The sequence below is a fragment of the Enterococcus lemanii genome (genome assembly GCF_016909125.1).
Classification (GTDB): Bacteria; Bacillota; Bacilli; order Lactobacillales; family Enterococcaceae; genus Enterococcus_I; species Enterococcus_I lemanii.
This window is the reverse complement of record NZ_JAFBFD010000025.1, coordinates 13,299-33,128: the sequence shown is the minus strand read 5'-3', so window position 1 is coordinate 33,128 and position 19,830 is coordinate 13,299. Positions and strand designations below refer to the sequence as shown.

Annotated in this window: 20 protein-coding genes; 2 read left to right on the top strand and 18 right to left on the bottom strand. The window is 38.2% G+C overall.

All coding sequences use genetic code 11. From position 1 onward, the window contains the following. Positions 1-39: 39 nt before the first annotated feature. The 12 genes from pheA to JOD14_RS08200 all read right to left on the bottom strand — a co-directional run bounded on the left by pheA (position 40) and on the right by JOD14_RS08200 (position 11,893). Positions 40-873, bottom strand: coding sequence for a prephenate dehydratase (gene pheA / locus JOD14_RS08255; protein WP_204654356.1), 834 nt, complete (start codon positions 871-873; stop codon positions 40-42). Next, positions 870-1,379: a shikimate kinase gene (locus JOD14_RS08250; protein ID WP_204654355.1), complete on the bottom strand. Its 510-nt coding sequence runs from the start codon at positions 1,377-1,379 to the stop codon at positions 870-872. The genes pheA and JOD14_RS08250 overlap by 4 nt, the downstream gene beginning before the upstream one ends. Positions 1,380-1,381: 2 nt before the next feature. Further along, the gene (gene aroA, locus JOD14_RS08245; RefSeq protein WP_204654354.1) at positions 1,382-2,668 is read right to left on the bottom strand and encodes a 3-phosphoshikimate 1-carboxyvinyltransferase; all 1,287 of its coding nucleotides are present in this window, start codon (positions 2,666-2,668) and stop codon (positions 1,382-1,384) included. A 9-nt stretch (positions 2,669-2,677) separates the two neighbouring features. Further along, on the bottom strand, positions 2,678-3,775 hold the full coding sequence (locus JOD14_RS08240; RefSeq protein WP_204654353.1) for a prephenate dehydrogenase: 1,098 nt from the start codon (positions 3,773-3,775) through the stop codon (positions 2,678-2,680). A 15-nt stretch (positions 3,776-3,790) separates the two neighbouring features. Next, entirely contained in the window at positions 3,791-4,957 is a 1,167-nt protein-coding gene (aroC, locus tag JOD14_RS08235; RefSeq protein ID WP_204654352.1) for a chorismate synthase, read from the bottom strand. 25 nt (positions 4,958-4,982) lie between these two features. Continuing rightward, entirely contained in the window at positions 4,983-6,038 is a 1,056-nt protein-coding gene (gene aroB, locus JOD14_RS08230) for a 3-dehydroquinate synthase (protein ID WP_204654351.1), read from the bottom strand. 20 nt (positions 6,039-6,058) lie between these two features. Next, on the bottom strand, positions 6,059-7,084 hold the full coding sequence (gene aroF, locus JOD14_RS08225) for a 3-deoxy-7-phosphoheptulonate synthase (protein ID WP_204654350.1): 1,026 nt from the start codon (positions 7,082-7,084) through the stop codon (positions 6,059-6,061). Positions 7,085-7,103: 19 nt separating this feature from the next. Continuing rightward, a complete protein-coding gene (locus JOD14_RS08220) occupies positions 7,104-7,982 on the bottom strand; it encodes a shikimate dehydrogenase (RefSeq protein WP_204654349.1) in 879 nt (292 codons plus the stop codon). Between the two features lie 343 nt (positions 7,983-8,325). After that, positions 8,326-9,093 (bottom strand): ABC transporter ATP-binding protein, encoded by a 768-nt coding sequence (locus tag JOD14_RS08215; RefSeq protein ID WP_204654348.1) that lies wholly within the window; start codon positions 9,091-9,093, stop codon positions 8,326-8,328. 3 nt (positions 9,094-9,096) lie between these two features. Further along, entirely contained in the window at positions 9,097-9,978 is an 882-nt protein-coding gene (locus JOD14_RS08210; protein ID WP_204654347.1) for an ABC transporter permease, read from the bottom strand. Further along, on the bottom strand, positions 9,975-10,991 hold the full coding sequence (gene trpX / locus JOD14_RS08205; protein ID WP_204654346.1) for a tryptophan ABC transporter substrate-binding protein: 1,017 nt from the start codon (positions 10,989-10,991) through the stop codon (positions 9,975-9,977). The genes JOD14_RS08210 and trpX overlap by 4 nt, the downstream gene beginning before the upstream one ends. Before the next feature lie 311 nt (positions 10,992-11,302). Beyond that, positions 11,303-11,893 (bottom strand): hypothetical protein, encoded by a 591-nt coding sequence (locus JOD14_RS08200; protein WP_204654345.1) that lies wholly within the window; start codon positions 11,891-11,893, stop codon positions 11,303-11,305. A 159-nt stretch (positions 11,894-12,052) separates the two neighbouring features. Here JOD14_RS08200 and JOD14_RS08195 point away from each other — a divergent pair, with 159 nt between their 5' ends. Continuing rightward, positions 12,053-12,460, top strand: coding sequence for a DUF1622 domain-containing protein (locus JOD14_RS08195; RefSeq protein ID WP_239576146.1), 408 nt, complete (start codon positions 12,053-12,055; stop codon positions 12,458-12,460). Beyond that, positions 12,461-14,170: an NFACT RNA binding domain-containing protein gene (locus JOD14_RS08190; protein WP_204654344.1), complete on the top strand. Its 1,710-nt coding sequence runs from the start codon at positions 12,461-12,463 to the stop codon at positions 14,168-14,170. 136 nt (positions 14,171-14,306) lie between these two features. On the opposite strand, the gene tnpC is transcribed toward JOD14_RS08190, so the two are convergent. From tnpC to JOD14_RS08160, 6 genes are all read right to left on the bottom strand, one after another. Beyond that, positions 14,307-15,893: an IS66 family transposase gene (gene tnpC / locus JOD14_RS08185; RefSeq protein WP_239576145.1), complete on the bottom strand. Its 1,587-nt coding sequence runs from the start codon at positions 15,891-15,893 to the stop codon at positions 14,307-14,309. A 105-nt stretch (positions 15,894-15,998) separates the two neighbouring features. After that, entirely contained in the window at positions 15,999-16,352 is a 354-nt protein-coding gene (tnpB, locus tag JOD14_RS08180; protein ID WP_204654343.1) for an IS66 family insertion sequence element accessory protein TnpB, read from the bottom strand. Between the two features lie 395 nt (positions 16,353-16,747). Further along, entirely contained in the window at positions 16,748-17,380 is a 633-nt protein-coding gene (gene pyrE / locus JOD14_RS08175) for an orotate phosphoribosyltransferase (protein ID WP_204654342.1), read from the bottom strand. Beyond that, positions 17,381-18,097 carry an orotidine-5'-phosphate decarboxylase gene (gene pyrF / locus JOD14_RS08170; RefSeq protein ID WP_204654341.1) on the bottom strand — a complete coding sequence of 239 codons (717 nt, stop codon included), beginning with the start codon at positions 18,095-18,097 and terminating at the stop codon, positions 17,381-17,383. Continuing rightward, complete coding sequence (locus JOD14_RS08165) at positions 18,094-19,029, bottom strand: dihydroorotate dehydrogenase (RefSeq protein WP_204654340.1); 936 nt, start codon at positions 19,027-19,029, stop codon at positions 18,094-18,096. Before JOD14_RS08165 ends, pyrF begins: the two co-directional genes overlap by 4 nt. Beyond that, entirely contained in the window at positions 19,029-19,829 is an 801-nt protein-coding gene (locus tag JOD14_RS08160) for a dihydroorotate dehydrogenase electron transfer subunit (protein ID WP_275581290.1), read from the bottom strand. The genes JOD14_RS08165 and JOD14_RS08160 overlap by 1 nt, the downstream gene beginning before the upstream one ends. Position 19,830: the final 1 nt, after the last annotated feature.

Genomic DNA, 19,830 nt, shown 5'->3' with positions numbered 1-19,830 from the left:
CCCCCTCTTTTGACTAGCCTATTATTTTTTTATTTAAAATTATGAACAAACCTTTATCGGATAATGACCAATTAAACGTACCCCGATTTTTAGTGATTCCATTTCTTTAACCGCCTGTTCAATTAACGCTTCATTTTCGTCTACAGTCAATTCAATAATAAAGAAATATTCCCCTAAATTCGTTTTTAAAGGACGTGATTCGACCTTCGTTAAATCAATATTACGCCAAGCAAAAGTTGATAAGACTTTGTGCAATGCACCCGGAAGATTTGCTGGTAACGTTACAAATAATGTCATTTTTGTTGTTGGTCCAAGAAAATCAAAGGTTTGTTGTTTTTCATTACCGACAATCCAAAAACGCGTTTGGTTATAAGCATTATCTTGGATGTCTTTCCCTAATATTTCCAAACTATATTCTTTAGCAGCTTCTTCAGAGGCAATCGCAGCGTATTTTTTATCGGGATGATTGGCTACCCACTCTGCTGCAAACGTGGTTGACGAAACGGCCTCCATTGGCACTTCTGGAAAATGGCTTTCCAAAAATTGTTGAGACTGTGCTAGAGCTTGTGGATGCGATAAAATTTTTCCTGGTAGGGTCGTTCCAGGATTTACGAGTAGTTGTTGGCGAATAGGTAATATAATTTCGCCTAAAACAACTAAGCCTGTTGTCTGAAAAAATTGATCCACGGTCGCATGAACGGAACCTTCTAGTGAATTTTCAATTGGAACTAAAGCATAATCAAGCGCATCGCTTTTTAACGCTTGAAGACACATTGGAATGGATGGGTATGGAATAAATTCATTTTCTTCTCCAAGCTGGCTTGCAGCCTGGAAAGAAAATGAATTTTTAGGACCTAAATAAGCAATTTTCATCGTTTACCTACTTCATTTAAAATTTCTTTTACAATATCCTCTGGCGTTCGACCCGTTGTTTCAATAATGATTTTAGCACTTTCTTCATACAACGGTACTCGAGGTAAATAAACTTCGGCAATCTCTTCAGGTGATTTTGATTCTGCCAAAGGACGCACATTACGTTTATCTAGCACAACCCGCTCAATTAGCGCCATCATATCGGCTTTCAAGTAAATAACGTAGGGCATTTCTTTTAAGATTGCTCGATTTTTTTCTTTTAAAACAATGCCGCCCCCCGTCGAGATAATCCCACTTAAATCAGCACTTTCTTCCAAAATACTTGTCTCAACTGCACGAAAAGCGTCACTGCCAAAACGATCAAAATAATCTGCAATACTCATACCGATTTTATTAACGACTAGTTCATCAAAATCATATTGAGTTAAGCCTGTTTCTTGTGCTAAAAGATGCCCAATTGTTGTTTTTCCTGCGCCCATAAAACCAATCAAAACAATTTGTTTCATCTTTAATCACTTCCTTCTAGAGTTAAACTTTTGACATCTTCAAAGAAGGCCGGATAAGAGATCGCTACTGCTTCAGGTAGTTCAAGCTCGACATCGTCTTGTGTCAGTAAAGCCGCAACTTGTAACATCATACCAATTCGATGATCTCCCAAACTTGATACCGTTGCACCATGTAGTTTTGTTGGTCCATTAATGATTAACCCATCATCTGTCGCTGTGATATCGGCTCCCATTTTTCTTAATTCATTTGCGGTCGCATCAATCCGGTTTGTTTCTTTTACTTTGAGTTCTTGTGCATCTTTAATAACCGTTGTTCCATGGGCTTGGGTAGCTAAAAGGGCAATGACTGGAATTTCATCAATTAAACTAGGAATGATATCCCCTTCGATAACGGTCCCTTGCAAGTTAGACGTTCGAATCGTAACATCGGCTGATTGATTTTGCTGATCTTCTTCCTCAATCGTTAGGTTAGCACCCATTTGTTTTAAAACTTCAATAATTCCTGTTCTAGTTGGATTCATTCCGACATTAGTTAAATGAATTTCGCTATCCGGTACAATAGCACCTGCTACTAAGAAAAAGGCGGCTGATGAAATATCTCCTGGTACAACAACTTCTTGTCCTTGGAGTTGTTGTGGACCAGTTAAAGTAATCGTTTTGTCCGTTACATCAATTTTACCGCCAAATTGACGAATCATTTCTTCTGTATGGTTTCTTGAAAGTTCTTTTTCAATAATTGTTGACATTCCTTGTGCTTGTAGGGCCGCAAATAAAATAGCCGATTTCACTTGGGCACTTGCGACGGGCATTTCATAATGAATAGGGCTTAATGCTTGAACGCCTCGGATTGTAATTGGTGGAAACTCTGTATCGTTTTCACCATTTAAATCAGCCTTCATCGCTCGTAAAGGAAGCATAACCCGATTCATTGGCCGTTTATTTAATGACTCATCGCCAAAAAGAGTCGTTTCAAAATTACTACCAGCTAATAGCCCCATCATCAAGCGAATGCTTGTTCCTGAATTGCCAATGTCGATTGGATGAGAGGCAGCTTTTAATCCGGCAACCCCCTGACCATGAATGGTAATCACCTCACCATCATCTTCGATTTGAACGCCTAAATCTTTAAAGGCATTTAAGGTGCTTATACAATCTTCGGCTCGTAAAAAGTTATGAACGGTGGTTGTCCCTTGAGCAATCGCTCCAAACATAATACTACGGTGAGAAATGGATTTGTCCGCTGGCACTTCAAGTGTACCTCTTAATTTTTTTGCTTTAACTAATTTCATAAACTCCTCCTATTTTAAACGACACTGATAATTGGTTTTGCTTTCGATTAAGGCTTTTCCGGCCATCAAATCTTGTTGGTTTTTAAATGTGATTTGTAACACCCCAATAATATCTTCACGCGTTTCTAAAATTCTTAAATTCGTAAGTGAAATTTCTTCTTCTCCTAACAAGGTCGTTACTTTAGCAATCACACCTGGGGTATCAGGAACATCTACGAATAAATCATAGAATGCTGGAATTGCTCCTTTGCGATGAATCGGTAATTTATCTCTTGTATCTTTTGCTTGTTCAAAAAAACGATAAATTGCTTCCGCATTTTCTTGAGAAAGCCAGTCCGCAACTTCTGTCATTTTCCCTTGCCATTTTTGCAGTAATTTTATTAATGTTCGGCGATTGCTTAATAGTATATCTGTCCACATTTGCGGATCAGACGAGGCAATTCGAGTGATATCCCGAAAACCTCCAGCTGCCAATTGTTTTGAACGAGGATGCATTTGATTAAATTGATCTGCTTGATTTACTAAACCAGCGGCAATAATATGGGGTAAATGGCTTAACATCCCCGTGATTTGATCATGTTCATTGGCTGATAACTCAACGTATTTCGCTCGACTTCCTTTAAAAAGTTCTTTGAGTTCATCTACTCGTTTTGCGACAGTTTTATCGTGAGGTGGCGTAAAAATATAATAAGCATTTTCAAATAAATCACCATCACCCGCTAGTATACCTGATTTATGTGAGCCAGCCATTGGATGTCCACCAATAAAGTCAAATGGCAATTTTTCCGCAACACTCATGATTTCTTCTTTCGTGCTGGAAACATCGGTCACTAAAACATTTGACTGTAACGACAATGTGGCTAGTTCGTTCAAATATTGTAAACATACACGGGCAGGAACGGCCAAAACAATCCAATTGGCTGTTTGGGCACCTTGCTTAAAATCTAACGCGACTTCATCAACCATTTGCTGTTCAATGGCAATTTCTCTTGTCTTTTCAGCAAAGTCCCATCCAACAAGTGTTAGGTTGGGATGAGACTTTTTAATACCAATAGCCAATGATGCCCCAATGAGACCTAAGCCGACAATCAACACTTTTTGCGTCATGTTTGTTCTCCTAGCTTAGTAGTTTTTTAAATAGTCACGGTATTGAGCAACCGAGGCAACCAGTTCTTCAAAGGAATCACTTGGAAATTTTTCTAGAATTTCATTAGCAATAACCGTTGAAACAACACTTTCTGCTACAACACATGCAGCTGGAACAGCCGTACTATCAGAACGTTCAATACTTGCTTTATAAGGTTCTTTTGAATCAATATCGACACTTTGAAGTGGTTTATATAAAGTTGGGATAGGTTTCATGACGCCACGAACCACCACAACTTCCCCATTAGTCATGCCACCTTCAAAACCACCTAAGTGATTGCTACGTCTGGTGTAACCTTTTTCTTCATCCCATAAAATTTCATCCATTACTTTTGAGCCAGGTAAAACCCCTGCTTCAAAGCCAATACCAAACTCGACGCCTTTAAAGGCATTGATACTGACCATCGCTTGGGCAATCTTGCCATCGAGTTTTTTGTCCCACTGTACATAGCTTCCTAAACCAGCCGGGACACCACCAACTAAAACTTCTACAACGCCACCAATCGTATCCCCATTACGTTTCGTTTGATCGATTAAAGCTTTTATTTCTTCTTCTACTAAAGGATCAAGGACGCGGACTTCAGAAGCTTCGGCTTTTTCATGGATTTCTTTTACCGTTAATCCTTCTGGAATGGTTGCTTTTACGCCACCTAACATGGTGACATGCCCCGCAACATCAATTTGTAATTCTTTTAGTAATTTTTTAGCAATGCCACCAATCGCTACTCGCATGGTTGTTTCACGGGCAGAGGAGCGTTCTAGTACATTACGTAAATCACTATGATGGTATTTCATGCCACCAACCAAATCTGCATGACCTGGTCTCGGACGAGCTAAACGTCGTAAATGGCGATCTTTTTCTTCGACATCTTCAATACTCATCACAGTCGTCCAGTTTTTCCAGTCTTTATTTTCGACAACTAATGTAACAGGAGAGCCTAAAGTTTTGCCATGACGAACGCCAGAAGTGATTCGAACTTGGTCGGTTTCAATTAACATTCGACCACCCCGACCATACCCTGTTTGACGACGTGCGAGTTCAAAGTTAATATCTTCCGCGCTTAAGGGCATTCCTGCCGGTAAGCCTTCAATAATTGTTGTTAATTCTGGACCATGTGATTCTCCTGCTGTAATATAACGCATATAATACTCCCCTTTTTTTCAACATTTAATTAATGTATTTTTTTATTTCTTCTACAGGTAGTGTAACAATTTTAGCTTGCCCGATTTTTTCTAATAAAATAATTTTAATATTGGAACCGCGTGTTTTTTTATCGTGCGTAATTGCTTGATAAACAGCTACGGGCTGAATCGTTTCTAATTGGGTAGGCAAATGGAATTTTTTTAACATTTGGCGAATTTGATCGGTGATTCCTGCAGGCATCAATTGTTGACGTTCCGCTTCTTGAGAAATCATAACCATCCCAATGGCTACTGCTTCACCATGGCTCACGACGCCATAGCCAGCTGTATTTTCAATTCCGTGTCCAATTGTATGACCAAAATTTAAGGTCAAACGACTACCGTTATCAAACTCGTCTTCTTCAACGACGTGTTTTTTTACTTGTAAAGCAAGTGGAATAATGGTTTCAGCTTGTTCAATTAATTCGTGTTCATCTTTTAAAGTTTGAAGAATCTCCCACAATTGAACATCTGCAATTGCCGCTGATTTAACGATTTCAGCAATTCCTTCACGAATTCTTCGCGTGTCCAGTGTTTGAAGCACTTCCGGATCAATTAAAACACCTGCAGGTTGCGCGAACGTTCCAACTAGATTTTTGGCTGCTGACGTATTAACAGCTGTTTTTCCACCAATACTTGAATCTACTTGTGCCAGTAGTGTTGTCGGAATTTGCAAGAAATGTAACCCACGCATAAAAGTTGAGGCAACAAACCCGGCTAAATCGCCAATCACACCGCCACCTAGAGCAATGATACCGTCGCTTCGACTAAATTGATCTTCTGCTAACGATTGATATAATTTTTCAGCTTCTTGTAAAGATTTACTTTGTTCGCCAGCTGTTACAACATAAATAGAAACTTTGAACCCTTGCTCTTCTAAACTTTTTTTTACTTTTTCAGCGTAAAGAGGGGCTACGTTGGTATCCGTAATAATCCCCACTTTTTGTTTTCGCCACTGTTGACTCACCCACTGGCCAACAGTTTGCAACGCGCCTTTTTGGATCAAAATATCGTATGAATGATTCGTTAATTGAATATGCATCAAAAGTCTCCCTTTACGAATTATTTTTCTAATTGACGAATTTCTTGCATTGCTTTCACTAAAATATCGACTTCCTTCATCATTAATAAGTAGTTCTTTTCATTTAATGATTGCGGACCATCTGACCAAGCGTTAGCTGGATCTGGGTGAATTTCAACAATCATACCATCCGCACCAGCCGCAACTCCGGCACGTGCCATAGGGGTAACTAAGTCCCAAACACCTGTTCCGTGACTTGGATCAACAATAATTGGGAAATGACTGAATTTTTTAATAATTGGAACGGCACTTAAGTCAAAAGTATTTCGAGTGGCTGTTTCGTAAGTTCGAATCCCACGTTCGATAAAAATAACCGGACTTTTTTCTTCAACCGCGATATATTCAGCTGCATTTAACCACTCATCAATCGTTCCTGAAATTCCACGTTTTAAGCCAATTGGTTTGCCTGTTTTTCCAACAGCTGATAACAAACGGAAATTCTGCATATTTCTTGCTCCGATTTGAATAATATCTGAGTATTCTGCCACCATATCAATATGTGCCTCATCCATTACTTCTGTGATTACTTTCAAACCGTATTCATCGGCTGCTTGACGCATTACTTTCAAACCTTCTTCTTCCATCCCTTGGAAAGCGTAAGGAGATGTTCTTGGTTTAAAAGCCCCACCACGCAAAATTTTTGCGCCCCCAGCTTTAGCCATTCGAGCCGATTCACGGATTTGTTCAAGACCTTCTACTGAACAAGGACCGGCCATTGTGACAAAGCTTCCGTCACCGATTTTAACGCCATCGACATCGACAACCGTATCGTCTGGATGGAACTCACGTGATGTTAATTTATAAGTATTACTGATTCTTAAAGCTTTATCAACGCCTTCATAACTACGAAAAGCAATATCTTGCATGGCACGAGTATCACCTAATAAACCAATAACAACTTGTTCACTCCCTGTATTTAATTGGTAATCTAAACCACTATCTTTAATTCTTTTTACAACTCTTTCAATTTGTTTTTCAGTTGCTCCTGGTTGCATAATAACGATCATTTTAAATTCCTACTTTCTTTTAATTATTTGAGTTTTCTTCGAGTGATTGCTTAACTAAATCAGTCGGCATTTGTTTCCCTGTCCATAATTCAAAAGCTTTTGCCCCTTGATGGACTAACATCCCCAGACCGTTCACTGTTTGCGCACCAATTTCTCGGGCACATTGCAATAAATAAGTTTCTTTCGGATAATAAATAATATCAATAACGATTAAATTCGTTCTTAAATCCTCACGTTTAATAAAAGGCAACGCGACACTTGGTTCGCCCATGCCAACATTTGTCGCATTTACAAGTAAGTCGGCATCTTGACAAGCTTTTGAAATCTCTGTCTCGTGTTCTGCTGAAATTAATTGAATTTGACAGGTCGTTGCTTCAAGTAACGTTGCTATTTTTTGTTTGGCTTTTTCATAATTTTCGCCATGTCGGCTAATAATTGCAATCGATGCGATACCATCAAGTGCTGCTTGGCACATAATCGCCGTTGCTGCACCACCAGTACCTAATAAAACCATTTTTTTACCAACAATGTCGATGCCTTCTTCAGTTAAACTTTGAATAAAGCCAATACCATCTGTATTATAGCCAATTAGTTTTCCTTTTTGGTTTACAATCGTATTAACGGCACCGATTAGCTGTGCTTCTGGTGACAGTTCATCTAACAACGGAATAACCGCTTGTTTATGAGGCATGGATAAGTTAACCCCGATTAAATTTAAACTCCGAATGCCCTCGATACTGTCTTTTAAATTTTCTGGCAAAACATCAAACGCTAAATAACATGCATCCATTTTGTTATGGGTAAACGCCATATTTTGAATTTTTGGCGAAATGCTATGCCTTGCAGGATGAGCAATTAAGCCTGCAAGCTGTGTTTGACCAGTAATTTTATTCCCCATTAAATTCCTCCTTTAATCAAACAAAAAAGATGTCCGCTGTAAAGATAACAATCTACAGTGAACATCTTATATACAAAAAAGTATAATAAAATATAAAAAGCCACTATAGATTTTTTCATCTACGGCGGCTGAGTTACGCGACAAATCTCTCTAGCCATCATAGATACAAACGGGGCGTCTGTATCCATGTTTCATGAATACAGGCCTATCTAAAATAGCTAAAGTAGTAATTATTCAGTTGTGATTGATGTGATTTTCTCATGTGAATCGCTCCAAACTGATTTAAGATTGAATTTAGTATATGTTTTTGGTTAGAGAATGTCAACTGTTTTCTCATTATTTTTTAAAATATTGTTTCTTCAAAAAAATGCAAGAGGTCAGAAAGGGTTAGTTTTTCTTTTTCTGATTGACTTAAATCTTTAATAATTTCACCTTTTTGAAGTAAAATTAAACGATTTCCATATTTTAAAGCATCTTCCATTCGATGGGTAATCATTAAGCAAGTTAAATTTTGTTCGTTAATTCGTTGATTCGTTATTTCCATTAATTGTTTGGCTGTTTTTGGATCTAAAGCAGCCGTGTGTTCATCAAGTAATAGTAGTTGAGGCGATTTAATCGTTGCCATCAAGAGGCTCAGAGCTTGGCGTTGGCCGCCTGAAAGATGCCCAGTTGGCGTATCTAAATGATTTTCTAAACCATTACCGATACTTTGGCAAAGGGTATAAAAATAATCTTTTTGTTGTTTTAACTGACGAAAAATAAGTTGCCGTTTTTCACCTCTTTGTTGCGCTAAGAGTAAGTTTTCTGCCACCGTCATCCTTGGCGCTGTCCCCATCTTAGGATCTTGAAAAACGCGTGCAATAAAACGAGCGCGTTTTTCCTCGGCAAGTTGCGTCACCTCTTTTCCTTCTAAAAACATCTGCCCACTTGTTAAAGGTAAAGTACCTGAAATGGTATTAAAAAGGGTACTTTTTCCAGCCCCATTTCCACCTAAAACAGTAATAAAATCGCCCTGATTAATGGTTAAGTCTAATTGATTTAACAATATTTTTTGCTCTTTTGGTCCATTTTGAATCGATTTCGTTGCTTTTTTTATTTCAAAGATAGCCATGCCCTAGACCCCCTTTTCTAAACCAGTTTTTAATTGTAATTTTTCTTTTAATTGTGGAATTAATAAACAAATTGCTAAAACCACTGCTGAGAAAAGTTTCAAGTATGTTGTATCAAATCCTAAGCGAATAACTAATAAAATTAACAATTGGTAAATAACGCTACCCACAACAATTGCTAAAAGTCGCTCAAAGAAAGTTAATTCACCATAGATTACTTCGCCAATAATAATTGAAGCTAAACCAATGACAATCACACCCACTCCTTTGTTCACATCGGCATAACCGTCACTTTGTGCAATTAAAGCCCCGCTTAAAGCAATGACACCGTTTGAAAGGATTAGACCAACGACTTTCATTTTATCAGTAGCAATTCCTAATGACCGCGCCATGTTTTCATTGTCACCGGTTGCGATATATGCTTGACCGTAATCGGTATGGAAAAAGAAATACAAGAAAAGAATAATAATTCCTGTCGCCAACAAGCCAAGTAAGATTGTATCAAAATATTTTGGCACAAAACTTTGACTAAAATAGCCGAGTAGATTCGATTGATGCAACAAAGATAAATTAGGTGTTTTCATAATATAGAGCATCACCGCATTTAAAGAAGACATCACCAAAATCCCTGCTAAAATTACTGGTATTTTCCCTTTTGTATAGAGCAATCCAGTTACAAGTCCAGCAAGCATTCCGGCACCAATCGCTAAAAAAGTGGCGAGAACAGGATGGATTCCTGCAACAATTGCTGAAACGCAAACCGCACCACCTAAAGGAAAAGACCCTTCAGCGGTCATATCAGGGAAATTTAAAATTCGATAAGTCATAAATAAACCTAAACCAAGTACACTCCACAATAACCCTTGTCCAATCGATGAATAAATCATTTTTCTTCGCCTCCTACATTTTTCGCTTTTTCTTTGATTGCTTCAGGAATTTGAATTCCTAATTTTTCAGCTTGTGTTGAATTGATAATAAAGTCGCCTTCTTTAAAAGTATAAATGGGCGTATTTTGGGGTTTTGTTTCACCTTTTACAATTCTTGCGGTCATCTCGCCAATTTTTACCCCAATATCAAATTGATTGATACTAATCGTTGCTAATCCACCTTCCGTAACCATCGTATCAACGGCAGGAATAATTGGTAAATTTAATTTATTTGCTTCATTTACCACGGAAGGCATCGCGTTGGCAATCGTATTGTCTAAGGGAATGTAAATAAAATCAACGGCTTGCCCCATTACCTGGACAATTTGACTAATGTTATTTGTTGAAGGAACGGCATACTCCTTAACTTCTAAACCTAAGCGTTGCGCTGCTTCTTTTGCTTCTGCAACTTGATACTTTGAATTGTCTTCAGCCGAGGAGTATAAAACACCCATGCTTTTGGCTTCAGGCAGTAACTCTGTCGCTAATTGGATTTGTTCAAAAACAGGTGCTTTATCAGAAACACCGGTAATGTTACCGCCAGGCTCCCCCATATCTTTGACAAGACCTGCACCAACAGGATCCGTTACCGCTCCTAAGATAACTGGAATATCTTTTGTTTCATTAGCAAGTGCTTGAGCAGCGGGGGTCGCAATGCCAATTAGAGCTTGTGAATTTTGATTGACTAACTGCTGACTCATCGTAGCCAACTTACTTTGATCGGCTTGTCCATTTTGAAAGAACACTTCTAAATTTTGATTCTCAACTAAGCCCTCATTTTCTAATCCAACAAGTACCCCATCTTTAATTTCATCCAGTGCCGGATGGCTGACAAATTGTAAAATCCCCACTTTGTATGTGACTTGTTCTTTAGAAAGTAAGGTCTGTTTACTTTCCTTGTTCCCTGTAATAAATCCGAATAATAAAATACATGCAATCCCAATAACAGTAAAACGAAGTCCAATATTTTTCATTTTTTACGCCCCTTTTTTTGATTTTTTATAAAGAAATAGCAACAGTCGTATCTAGTCGCACGGCCGTTGCTAACAACAAAAAAACCGCATAGATTTGTCTATGCGGGAGAAATTTTAATAAAATCCGACATAGATACACTGTTTAGAAAAGTACTCTAAAAAGTTGTATCTATGGAAAAAGTACCCACGAATACAACTTATCTACGCCAAGATTGCCATGATTTTTGAATAGCTGCCGTAAATCGTAATTGGTTCATGTTTACTCCTCCTTCGTTTAATTGATGTTAGCTTACCTTAGTTCATGCTTGATGTCAATCAGAACTTTCATTTTCTTTGGCGTCGTTTTTAAGGTTCCACATTGGTAATCGGTTAAGTTCGGGGATAAGCGTCGTTTCTGCTTGTTCTAAAGAATCAAAAACTAACCGATTTTTTTCAATTCCTCCTTCAAAAAAAACGAACGTTACTTCCTCTAAAGAAAGTTGATACTGCTCAAGCAAAGTCGAATCAGAATAAACGAGTGGATAAAAATAGATTTTTCGATTCACTTCTTTTTCTTGATCATTTAAAATAGCTAACATTTTTTGATAGTTTTCAGTTGCTGGATTGGCTAATAACACAGAAATTGCTTTGGCTGATTTTACCGTAGAATCCAGTTGATTATAAGAAATCGGTTCAAGTACGTTGCTTTCATTTGGTTGAAAAATTAATACTTCCAGTTGTGATTGCCGAATCGTTGTACGAAAGTAAAGCAGTGAATAAAAAAAAGACAAAAGCAAAAAAAGGGAAAATAAACTATAAAAAACACTTTTTTTAGGATTTTTCTTTAGCCGTGTACCAATATTCAACCAAAACTGGGACAACCAAAAACTAAAATGCCTATTTTGGGGATTTACTTTATCCATTTTTATCCTCCCTTAATGAACTTGATTTATTTTCATAGTACCAATTTCCTGTTAATTCCGTCAAGTTTAAGCGCTCAGTTATCGCTTCACAAGTAGGCAGCGTCTTTGATTTTTGCTATACTAAAGAAAGGACAAAAATAGACAAAGGAAGTGTTCTTTTTGAAGCATACGCTGATTAATTTATTAGCCCCTTATTTTGAAATACTAGTTATTATTTTAGATTTACTTTGTGTCTTTGTCTTGCTGTGGGGAATTGTTGTAGCTATAAAAGATTTTTTTCTTTCTGAACGCAAACGACCGAGCCGGAAAAATGCGGTTAAAGAAATTACGTCGATTCGTAGTTTTCTTGGTAGTTATATTTTATTAAGTTTAGAAATCTTAATTGCAGCTGATATTATCGATTCTATTGTGAATCCCTCTTTACAAGATTTAGTTATCTTAGGCTTTATTGTGATTATCCGAACCATCCTCTCTTATTTTTTACACAAAGAAATTGAAGATACACAAAGAGAACAACTCGCACAAGAAAGTCTCATCAAAAACAAAGAAGAAACGAGGAATGCATAGATGTCATTTGATGGAATCTTCACTCACTTAATGGTTTATGAACTCTCAGAACAGTTAATCGGTGGAAAAATCAGTAAAATTCACCAACCTTATCCAAATGAATTAGTATTAGTCATTCGTTCCAATGGCAAAAACCAAAAATTACTCCTAAGTGCGCATTCAAGCTATGCTAGGATTCAGTTAACCAATATGGTTTATCAAAACCCTGATACACCACCTAATTTTGTCATGTTATTACGTAAACATCTAGATGGAGCAATTTTACAAACAATTGAACAAGTCGAAAATGATCGAATCATTCACTTTACTTTTAGTCATCGCGATGAGCTGGGCGATTTAGAATCTCTTGTATTGGTAGTTGAATTGATGGGCCGACATAGTACGATTTTATTGTTAAATCAAGCCAATAATAAAATTCTCGAAGCAATTAAACACATTGGACCTTCACAAAATACTTATCGCTCAATTCTACCAGGTTCAACTTATGCCGCACCACCAAAACAAAATCGTTTAAATCCCTTTACCGCAACACAAGAAGAGATTTTTCAGCAACTTTCACAACTGAATGAACTAAAAGCCAAAAACTTACAACAAATCTTTCAAGGTTTTGGGAGCGATACGGCTAAAGAGCTTGAAAAACAGTTACAAAAACAACCAAATAACAAATTAAAAGTTTGGCAACAGTTTTTTGAAAAAATGAAGCAGCCAAACCCAGTAATGATGATTACTGAAAACAAAGAATTTTTTACCCCTTTTTTATTTGAATCTATTTTAAATCAAGAAACAAAAGTCGTTGAATACCCAACTTTAAGCTCACTTTTAGATGGGTATTATCAAGATAAAGCTGAGCGAGATCGTGTCAAACAACAAGGTAATGAACTCATTAAACGCCTTTATAACGAAATAAAACGAAATGAAGCCAAACTTGAAAAACGACAAAAAACCTTACTTGAAGCCAAGCAAGCTGAAATATTGCGGCAAAAGGGTGAATTACTTACGACTTATTTACATCAAGTTCCTCGTGGTGAAAGTACGGTAACACTTGAGAACTACTATGAAGAAAATCAGCCAATTGTGATTGCATTAAACCCAGCCCTCACGCCAAATCAAAATGCTCAAAAATATTTTCAACGTTATCAAAAATTACGTAATGCACGTAAATTACTTGATCAACAGATTGCGGAAACAACCGCTGAAATTAATTATTTACATAGTGTACTCGCACAAGTTGAAATTGCAACCCCAATGGATTTAGATTTAATCAAAGAAGAATTGATGACCGAGGGCTATCTGAAACGCCCGACAACGAAACAACGAAAAAACACTAAAAAATCACAACCTGAAGTTTTTTATGCTAGCGATCACACAGAAATTTTAGTCGGACGTAATAATCTTCAAAATGATCAATTAACATTGAAAACGGCAAGAAAAACCGATTACTGGCTCCATACCAAAGATATCCCGGGTTCACACGTAATCATAAAAAGTGCGAATCCTAGTGAAGAAACGATTTTAGAGGCGGCAGAAATCGCGGCCTATTATTCGAAATATCGCCACTCTGCTCAGGTTCCTGTCGATTTGGTCCAAGTGAAACACATTCGAAAACCCAACGGATCAAAACCGGGGTACGTAATTTATGAGAACCAAACAACCTATTTTGTCACACCAGAAGAAGAGCGAATTCAAAAATTTAAAGAACGCAAGAATTAATTGTTGCTTTTTCCTATCGCACGCTCATCAGTTTTGATTCTTTACAAGCTAAGAAAAACGGTAAACGTCGAATAACATAGTACCTAAAAATCCCTTAACCAAACTGATATACTACAGTTAGGTTAAGGGATTCTGATTATTTCTTACATATTTTTTGAACTTGATCTGCCCATGGCAAATAAGCATCTAACGATTCTGCTGTCAAAACCGGGAGATTTGGTAGTTCAGTAAATAGATAGTTAAGATATTTGCAGGTATCCAAACCATTTAACTTCGCTGTTTCTATGACACTTAGTATATGACCGGAAGCTTGTGCTCCTTTTAAGCTAGTGGAAAATAAGCAGTTTTTCCGCGTCATTACCACTCGCTTCACGTATCGCTCGCTCTGATTATTCGTCAGTTCGAGTCGACCATCTTCAAAAATCCGCTCGATATCTCCTCGATACTTACTTGCATAAGTAACAGCGCTGTCTAATTTTGATTTCGGTACTGCTGAAATTCCCGCAATCAACTGATACAATTGATCAAAAAGTGGGCGTAGCTCTTGATTCCGTTTCTCCAACCGCTCATGCGGCGGAAGCTCTTTCCAAGTGCTTTCTAAATGAAAGATTTTTTTCATTTGCTTGATTACTTTGGTCGCTACGTGCTCTTCTTTATTCTTTGTGGGAATGGATTCATAGAACTTCCGTCTCGCATGAGCCAAGCAACGAACAGGTACGATCCCATCCAATGAGTTATACACCGAATAGCCATCACAATGGTTATAGCCACTGAAATCTTTTAAAAATTCTTGCGCTACCTTACCTTCTCTAGATTCGCTATGGTGATAAACAACTAGTGGTGTTGTGCTTGTAGTCAAGTTACTAAAGACCCAGTAATAGGTTTTTTCACGCGCGCTATTCAGGACGCGGTAGTGTGTCTCATCGGAAAAGGCGATATCACCTTTCGATAATTGCATTCGGAAACGTTCCACAAGTAAAGACAAATACTCGTGTCCAACTGTATTATGCCAGTTACTGATATTCTCTCTGGTAATGTCTAACCCAATTTGATGCCAATACTTGATTTGTCGATATGCTGGTACATTCATTTCAAATTTTTGACGAATCGTTTCTGTGACAACACTTGCAGATCCTAAACTGTTTGAAATCAACGGCTTGGGTACCGTGGCTTTTTTGATGACCGTTTCTCCAGAACGCTCACAAGTCTTACAACAGTAACTATGTTGAATATGTTGGAGTGTTTCCAATTTCGCTTGATGAAAAGCAATTTCGTCACGAACTTTTTGTGTGCCGAGCTCGTTCATTTGATCCCCACAATTTGGACATTGTCGTTCTTTTTCATTACATTCATGGTGTACTTCTTTTTGAGGGAAAGCAGCCATCTTACCGGCTTTTGTCCCTTTCTTTTTTCGCTTATGAGTTGGAACAGTGATTTCTTCATCTTCCTCGTCGGAAGAAGTCGTTTCAGGTACGTCAAATAAGTCCAGAGACATTTGACCATTGGTCTGTTCTGGAATGGTTTCTTTTGAGCGACCATATATTTTGTGCGTAAGAAAAGCAACCTGCTCCCGTAGTAAAGCCATTTCATTTGTCAAATTTTCAATCATTTGATCTTTTTTTACTCCTGCATCAATTTGTTGTTGAAGCAACTGAAGTAAGAGAGAAGTGTATTCTGTTGAATTGTTATTTAGCTGCTCATTCCGTTCTTTTTTATCCAACATTTACACCTCCCCAACATTTGATATCTATTGTTATTATATCATGTTTACAGACGGAAAAACAGAAGAAAAGCGCATGAAATCAATATTTCTAGCGATTTTCTTCTGTTAAAAGACGCCTTTTTTTCCGGGCTGAATCGAGTGTTTTTGATCAATCGAAATCCCATCTAATAACCAGCGGATTTGTTGGAGTGTGAGTTCTCGTACCTCTTCTTTTTTTCTTGGCCATTTCAGACGCCCATTCTCAATTCGTTTGTAGCCGAGAAAAAAACCATCCCCATCCCAGTACAATAACTTGAAGCGGTCTGCCCGTGTTCCACAGAATAGAAAAACGGCATTTTCGTAAACGTTCATGTCGTAGTCATGTTGGATGATTCGGGCTAATCCATCAATTCCTTTGCGGAGATCGGAACGGCCACAGACGATGAAAAGCTTGTCTACTTTCGAATAATCCAAAAGCATGCTAGTTCAGCTCCTTTAAAACTTCTCGAAGAATGTATTGGTTTATTCCGTTGTAGATATAGATTTCTTTTCCATTCGGTTGCTTCAAGCGTAATGCTAACTTTACACTCGCTGGTTTGGAAGGTACTGCCGGTTTCTCGACAAATTGAATAGGGACAACCTCATTTTTGTTCTTCAAATTAAATCCCTCCGTTTCTTCTTGATAGTTCAAGTATAGACGGAGGGATTTATATTTGATAGATACTATGTTATTCGACGCTTACGAAAAACGATGGATTTTAATGACATGAAATATAACAATCTTTAGAGGCATATTTTCCTTTTTTGGCTAAAAGAAAAAGTGTACCAGAAGCCGTTTTACTCTAAACGGGCTTTTGGCACACTTTTTTATCGTTTTATTTTAACCAGTTCGCAGGATCTTTTTTCCAGTCAGCTAATAATTCTAAATCTTCGGCTTTAATATAGTTTTCTTCTAACGCGCTTTCTAATAACGTTGTATAATTCGTTAACGTTAATAATGGGATCCCAGCTGCGTCAAAGTTTTCTAAGCCTTTCGGTAATTCATAAGTAAAGATGGCCGCAACACCTAGTACATCTGCACCTTCACGTTTCGCTGCAGCACAAGCTTCTAGCACACTGCCACCAGTTGAAATTAAATCTTCAACCACAACCATTTTTTGGCCTTCTGTAATACGACCTTCAATTTGATTGCCTTTTCCGTGTTCTTTTGCTTTACTACGAATGTAAACCATTGGTAAGTCTAAAATTTCAGCAATCCAAGCAGCATGAGGGATGCCAGCTGTTGCAGTTCCAGCGATGACTTCTACTTCTGGGAATTGAGCTTTAATTTTTTCAGCTAACCCTTTGGCAATTTCACGACGAACTTTTGGATAGCTCATTGTCATACGGTTATCACAATAAATTGGACTCTTAAGCCCACTTGCCCAAGTAAATGGGTCTTCCGGACTTAAAAATACCGCTTTAATTTCTAATAAGTCTTTGGCAATTTGATTTTCTAAAGTTGTCATTTAAACGACTCCGTTCCATTCATTTTTAATTGCTAAATAAGCTTCATAAGGATTTTCGGCTTGAGTAATTGGACGACCGACTACAATTGTATTGGAGCCAATTTCACGAGCCAGTTGCGGTGTCACCACACGTTTTTGATCACCAACAGCGGCACCGCTTGGGCGAATACCTGGTGTTAAACACATAAAGTCTAAACTCGTTGCTTGATGGATTTTATCGACTTCTAAAGCAGAACAAACGACTCCCGCTAAGCCAGCTTTTTGTGCACATTGAGCGTAGTGTAAGACACTTTCTTCCAAAGTAGCTAAAATTAATTGATCTTGTTGCATTTGTTCTTGTGAAGTAGACGTTAATTGTGTCACCGCAATCAATTGCGGAATAGCAGCGCCCGTCTTAGTCCCTCGAACAAGGCCTTCTTTTGCAGCTTGCATCATTTCAACCCCACCGGCTGCATGAACGTTAGTAATCGCTACGCCTAAGTTTGCAATTCGTTCCATTGCTCGACTAACCGTATTCGGAATATCATGTAACTTTAAATCTAAAAAGATATCATGGCCTAAATCTTTTAACCAACGGACAACTTCAGGCCCTTCTTGATAAAAAATTTCCATGCCTACTTTTACAAAAAGTTTTTCTTCTGATGGAAATTTCAACAAAAATTCTTCGATGGCTGCTTTTGATGGAAAATCTAAAGCAATAATTGGTCTTTCAATCATCCTCGTCTAGCCTCTCTTACCTCTTTAATCAATTGCTCTAATGACTCAATACCTAATTCTTTCATGCGAATCGGTAATGCCTCAATTAGTTTTGGACAAATATAAGGATCGGTAAAGTTGGCCGTTCCAACCCCAACTGCACTCGCCCCCGCCATGTACATTTCTAACACATCATCAACCGTCATTACCCCCCCCATACCAATAATTGGTAAGTCAGAGATCCCTGCAACTTGGTGAATTAGACGAATCGCAACCGGCTTAATCGCTGGACCAGATAAGCCGCCTGTTTGATTGGCTAAGATTGGCTTGCGTGTTTTTAAATCGATCCGCATCCCTAGAAGTGTATTGATCATTGTGAAACCGTCCGCCCCACCTGCTTCAATTGCTTGAGCGATGGGTACGATGTCAGTTACGTTAGGTGATAGTTTTACATAAATGGGTACATCTGAAACTTTTTTAACAGCTTCCGTTAATTCGCGGGCTACTTTGGGATCAGTTCCGAAAGTAATGCCCCCACATTTTACGTTTGGACAAGAAATATTTAATTCAATGGCCTTCACATTGGGTGCTTTACTAATCGCCTCGCAAACCGTTACGTAATCGTCTTGGCTTGCGCCGGCTACGTTTGCAATAATTGGTAAATCGGGATGCATTTGATGAAGTTCTGGCAAGATTTCTGTCATTACGACTTCAAGGCCTGGGTTTTGTAACCCAATCGCATTGAGCATGCCACTTGGTGTTTCAGCGACACGTGGCGTTGGGTTACCAAAACGAATTTCTGGTGTTGTTGCTTTAATCATTACTGAACCCAATTGACTAATATTGTAGTATTGATTGTACTCTTTCCCAAAACCAAAACAACCGCTGGCAGGAATAATTGGATTTTTTAAATCTAAACCAGGAAGTTTAATTGCTAATGGATTCTCAATCATTATAGTACCACCTTTCCAGCCGGGAAAACCGGTCCTTCATCACAAACTTTGAGGCTCTTTAGCCCAGTTGGATCATCTTTTACTTTGCAGACACAAGCATAACAAGCGCCCATACCGCAAGCCATCCGTGATTCAAGTGATAATTGGACATTTGCGACCGTGTCAACAAAACGATCTTCAACAGCTTGCATTAGCCCTTTACTCCCACAAGAAAACACAGCCGCAGGTAGTGGTGATGTCATCGCATCAAGTAAATGACCAACGTGCCCATGAACACCATAACTTCCGTCATCGGTGGCAATATGTGTTTCACCTAACGCTTTAAATTCATCCTCATAATACTTGACTTCATTTGATGCATAACCTAAGAAATGAATCGGTTTCACTCCGATTGCGACTAATTGTCTTGATAGCTCATAAAGTGGGGGGATTCCAATTCCCCCACCAACTAAATAAGCTTCGTCTCCTTCTTGTAGTCCAGAAAGGGAAAATCCATTGCCTAATGGTCCCATCACATCGAGAACATCGCCTGCTTGCATTTTGGAAAAGGCGAGTGTGCCATCTCCTTCAACGCGGTAAATAATTCGGCAAGTACCTGCTTCTTGATTAATTTCATTTAAACTAATCGGGCGACGTAGCAATAAATCCGCACGAGGGACGCGTATGTGTAAAAATTGGCCCGGCGTTTGCATTTTTTTAACTAATTGACCTTTTAGTGTCATTTCATAAATCTTTGGTGCTAATTCTCGTTGTGAGGTGATTTCCATCATTTCAATTTTCACAAGATGATCCCCTTTCAAA

Coding starts and splice junctions, on each gene's coding strand:
- pheA (WP_204654356.1), bottom strand. CDS start 873: ATGAAAATTGCTTATTTAGGTCCTAAAAATTCATTTTCTTTCCAGGCT.
- JOD14_RS08250 (WP_204654355.1), bottom strand. CDS start 1,379: ATGAAACAAATTGTTTTGATTGGTTTTATGGGCGCAGGAAAAACAACA.
- aroA (WP_204654354.1), bottom strand. CDS start 2,668: ATGAAATTAGTTAAAGCAAAAAAATTAAGAGGTACACTTGAAGTGCCA.
- JOD14_RS08240 (WP_204654353.1), bottom strand. CDS start 3,775: ATGACGCAAAAAGTGTTGATTGTCGGCTTAGGTCTCATTGGGGCATCA.
- aroC (WP_204654352.1), bottom strand. CDS start 4,957: ATGCGTTATATTACAGCAGGAGAATCACATGGTCCAGAATTAACAACA.
- aroB (WP_204654351.1), bottom strand. CDS start 6,038: ATGCATATTCAATTAACGAATCATTCATACGATATTTTGATCCAAAAA.
- aroF (WP_204654350.1), bottom strand. CDS start 7,084: ATGATCGTTATTATGCAACCAGGAGCAACTGAAAAACAAATTGAAAGA.
- JOD14_RS08220 (WP_204654349.1), bottom strand. CDS start 7,982: ATGGGGAATAAAATTACTGGTCAAACACAGCTTGCAGGCTTAATTGCT.
- JOD14_RS08215 (WP_204654348.1), bottom strand. CDS start 9,093: ATGGCTATCTTTGAAATAAAAAAAGCAACGAAATCGATTCAAAATGGA.
- JOD14_RS08210 (WP_204654347.1), bottom strand. CDS start 9,978: ATGATTTATTCATCGATTGGACAAGGGTTATTGTGGAGTGTACTTGGT.
- trpX (WP_204654346.1), bottom strand. CDS start 10,991: ATGAAAAATATTGGACTTCGTTTTACTGTTATTGGGATTGCATGTATT.
- JOD14_RS08200 (WP_204654345.1), bottom strand. CDS start 11,893: ATGGATAAAGTAAATCCCCAAAATAGGCATTTTAGTTTTTGGTTGTCC.
- JOD14_RS08190 (WP_204654344.1), top strand. CDS start 12,461: ATGTCATTTGATGGAATCTTCACTCACTTAATGGTTTATGAACTCTCA.
- tnpC (WP_239576145.1), bottom strand. CDS start 15,893: ATGTTGGATAAAAAAGAACGGAATGAGCAGCTAAATAACAATTCAACA.
- tnpB (WP_204654343.1), bottom strand. CDS start 16,352: ATGCTTTTGGATTATTCGAAAGTAGACAAGCTTTTCATCGTCTGTGGC.
- pyrE (WP_204654342.1), bottom strand. CDS start 17,380: ATGACAACTTTAGAAAATCAAATTGCCAAAGACTTATTAGAAATTAAA.
- pyrF (WP_204654341.1), bottom strand. CDS start 18,097: ATGATTGAAAGACCAATTATTGCTTTAGATTTTCCATCAAAAGCAGCC.
- JOD14_RS08165 (WP_204654340.1), bottom strand. CDS start 19,029: ATGATTGAGAATCCATTAGCAATTAAACTTCCTGGTTTAGATTTAAAA.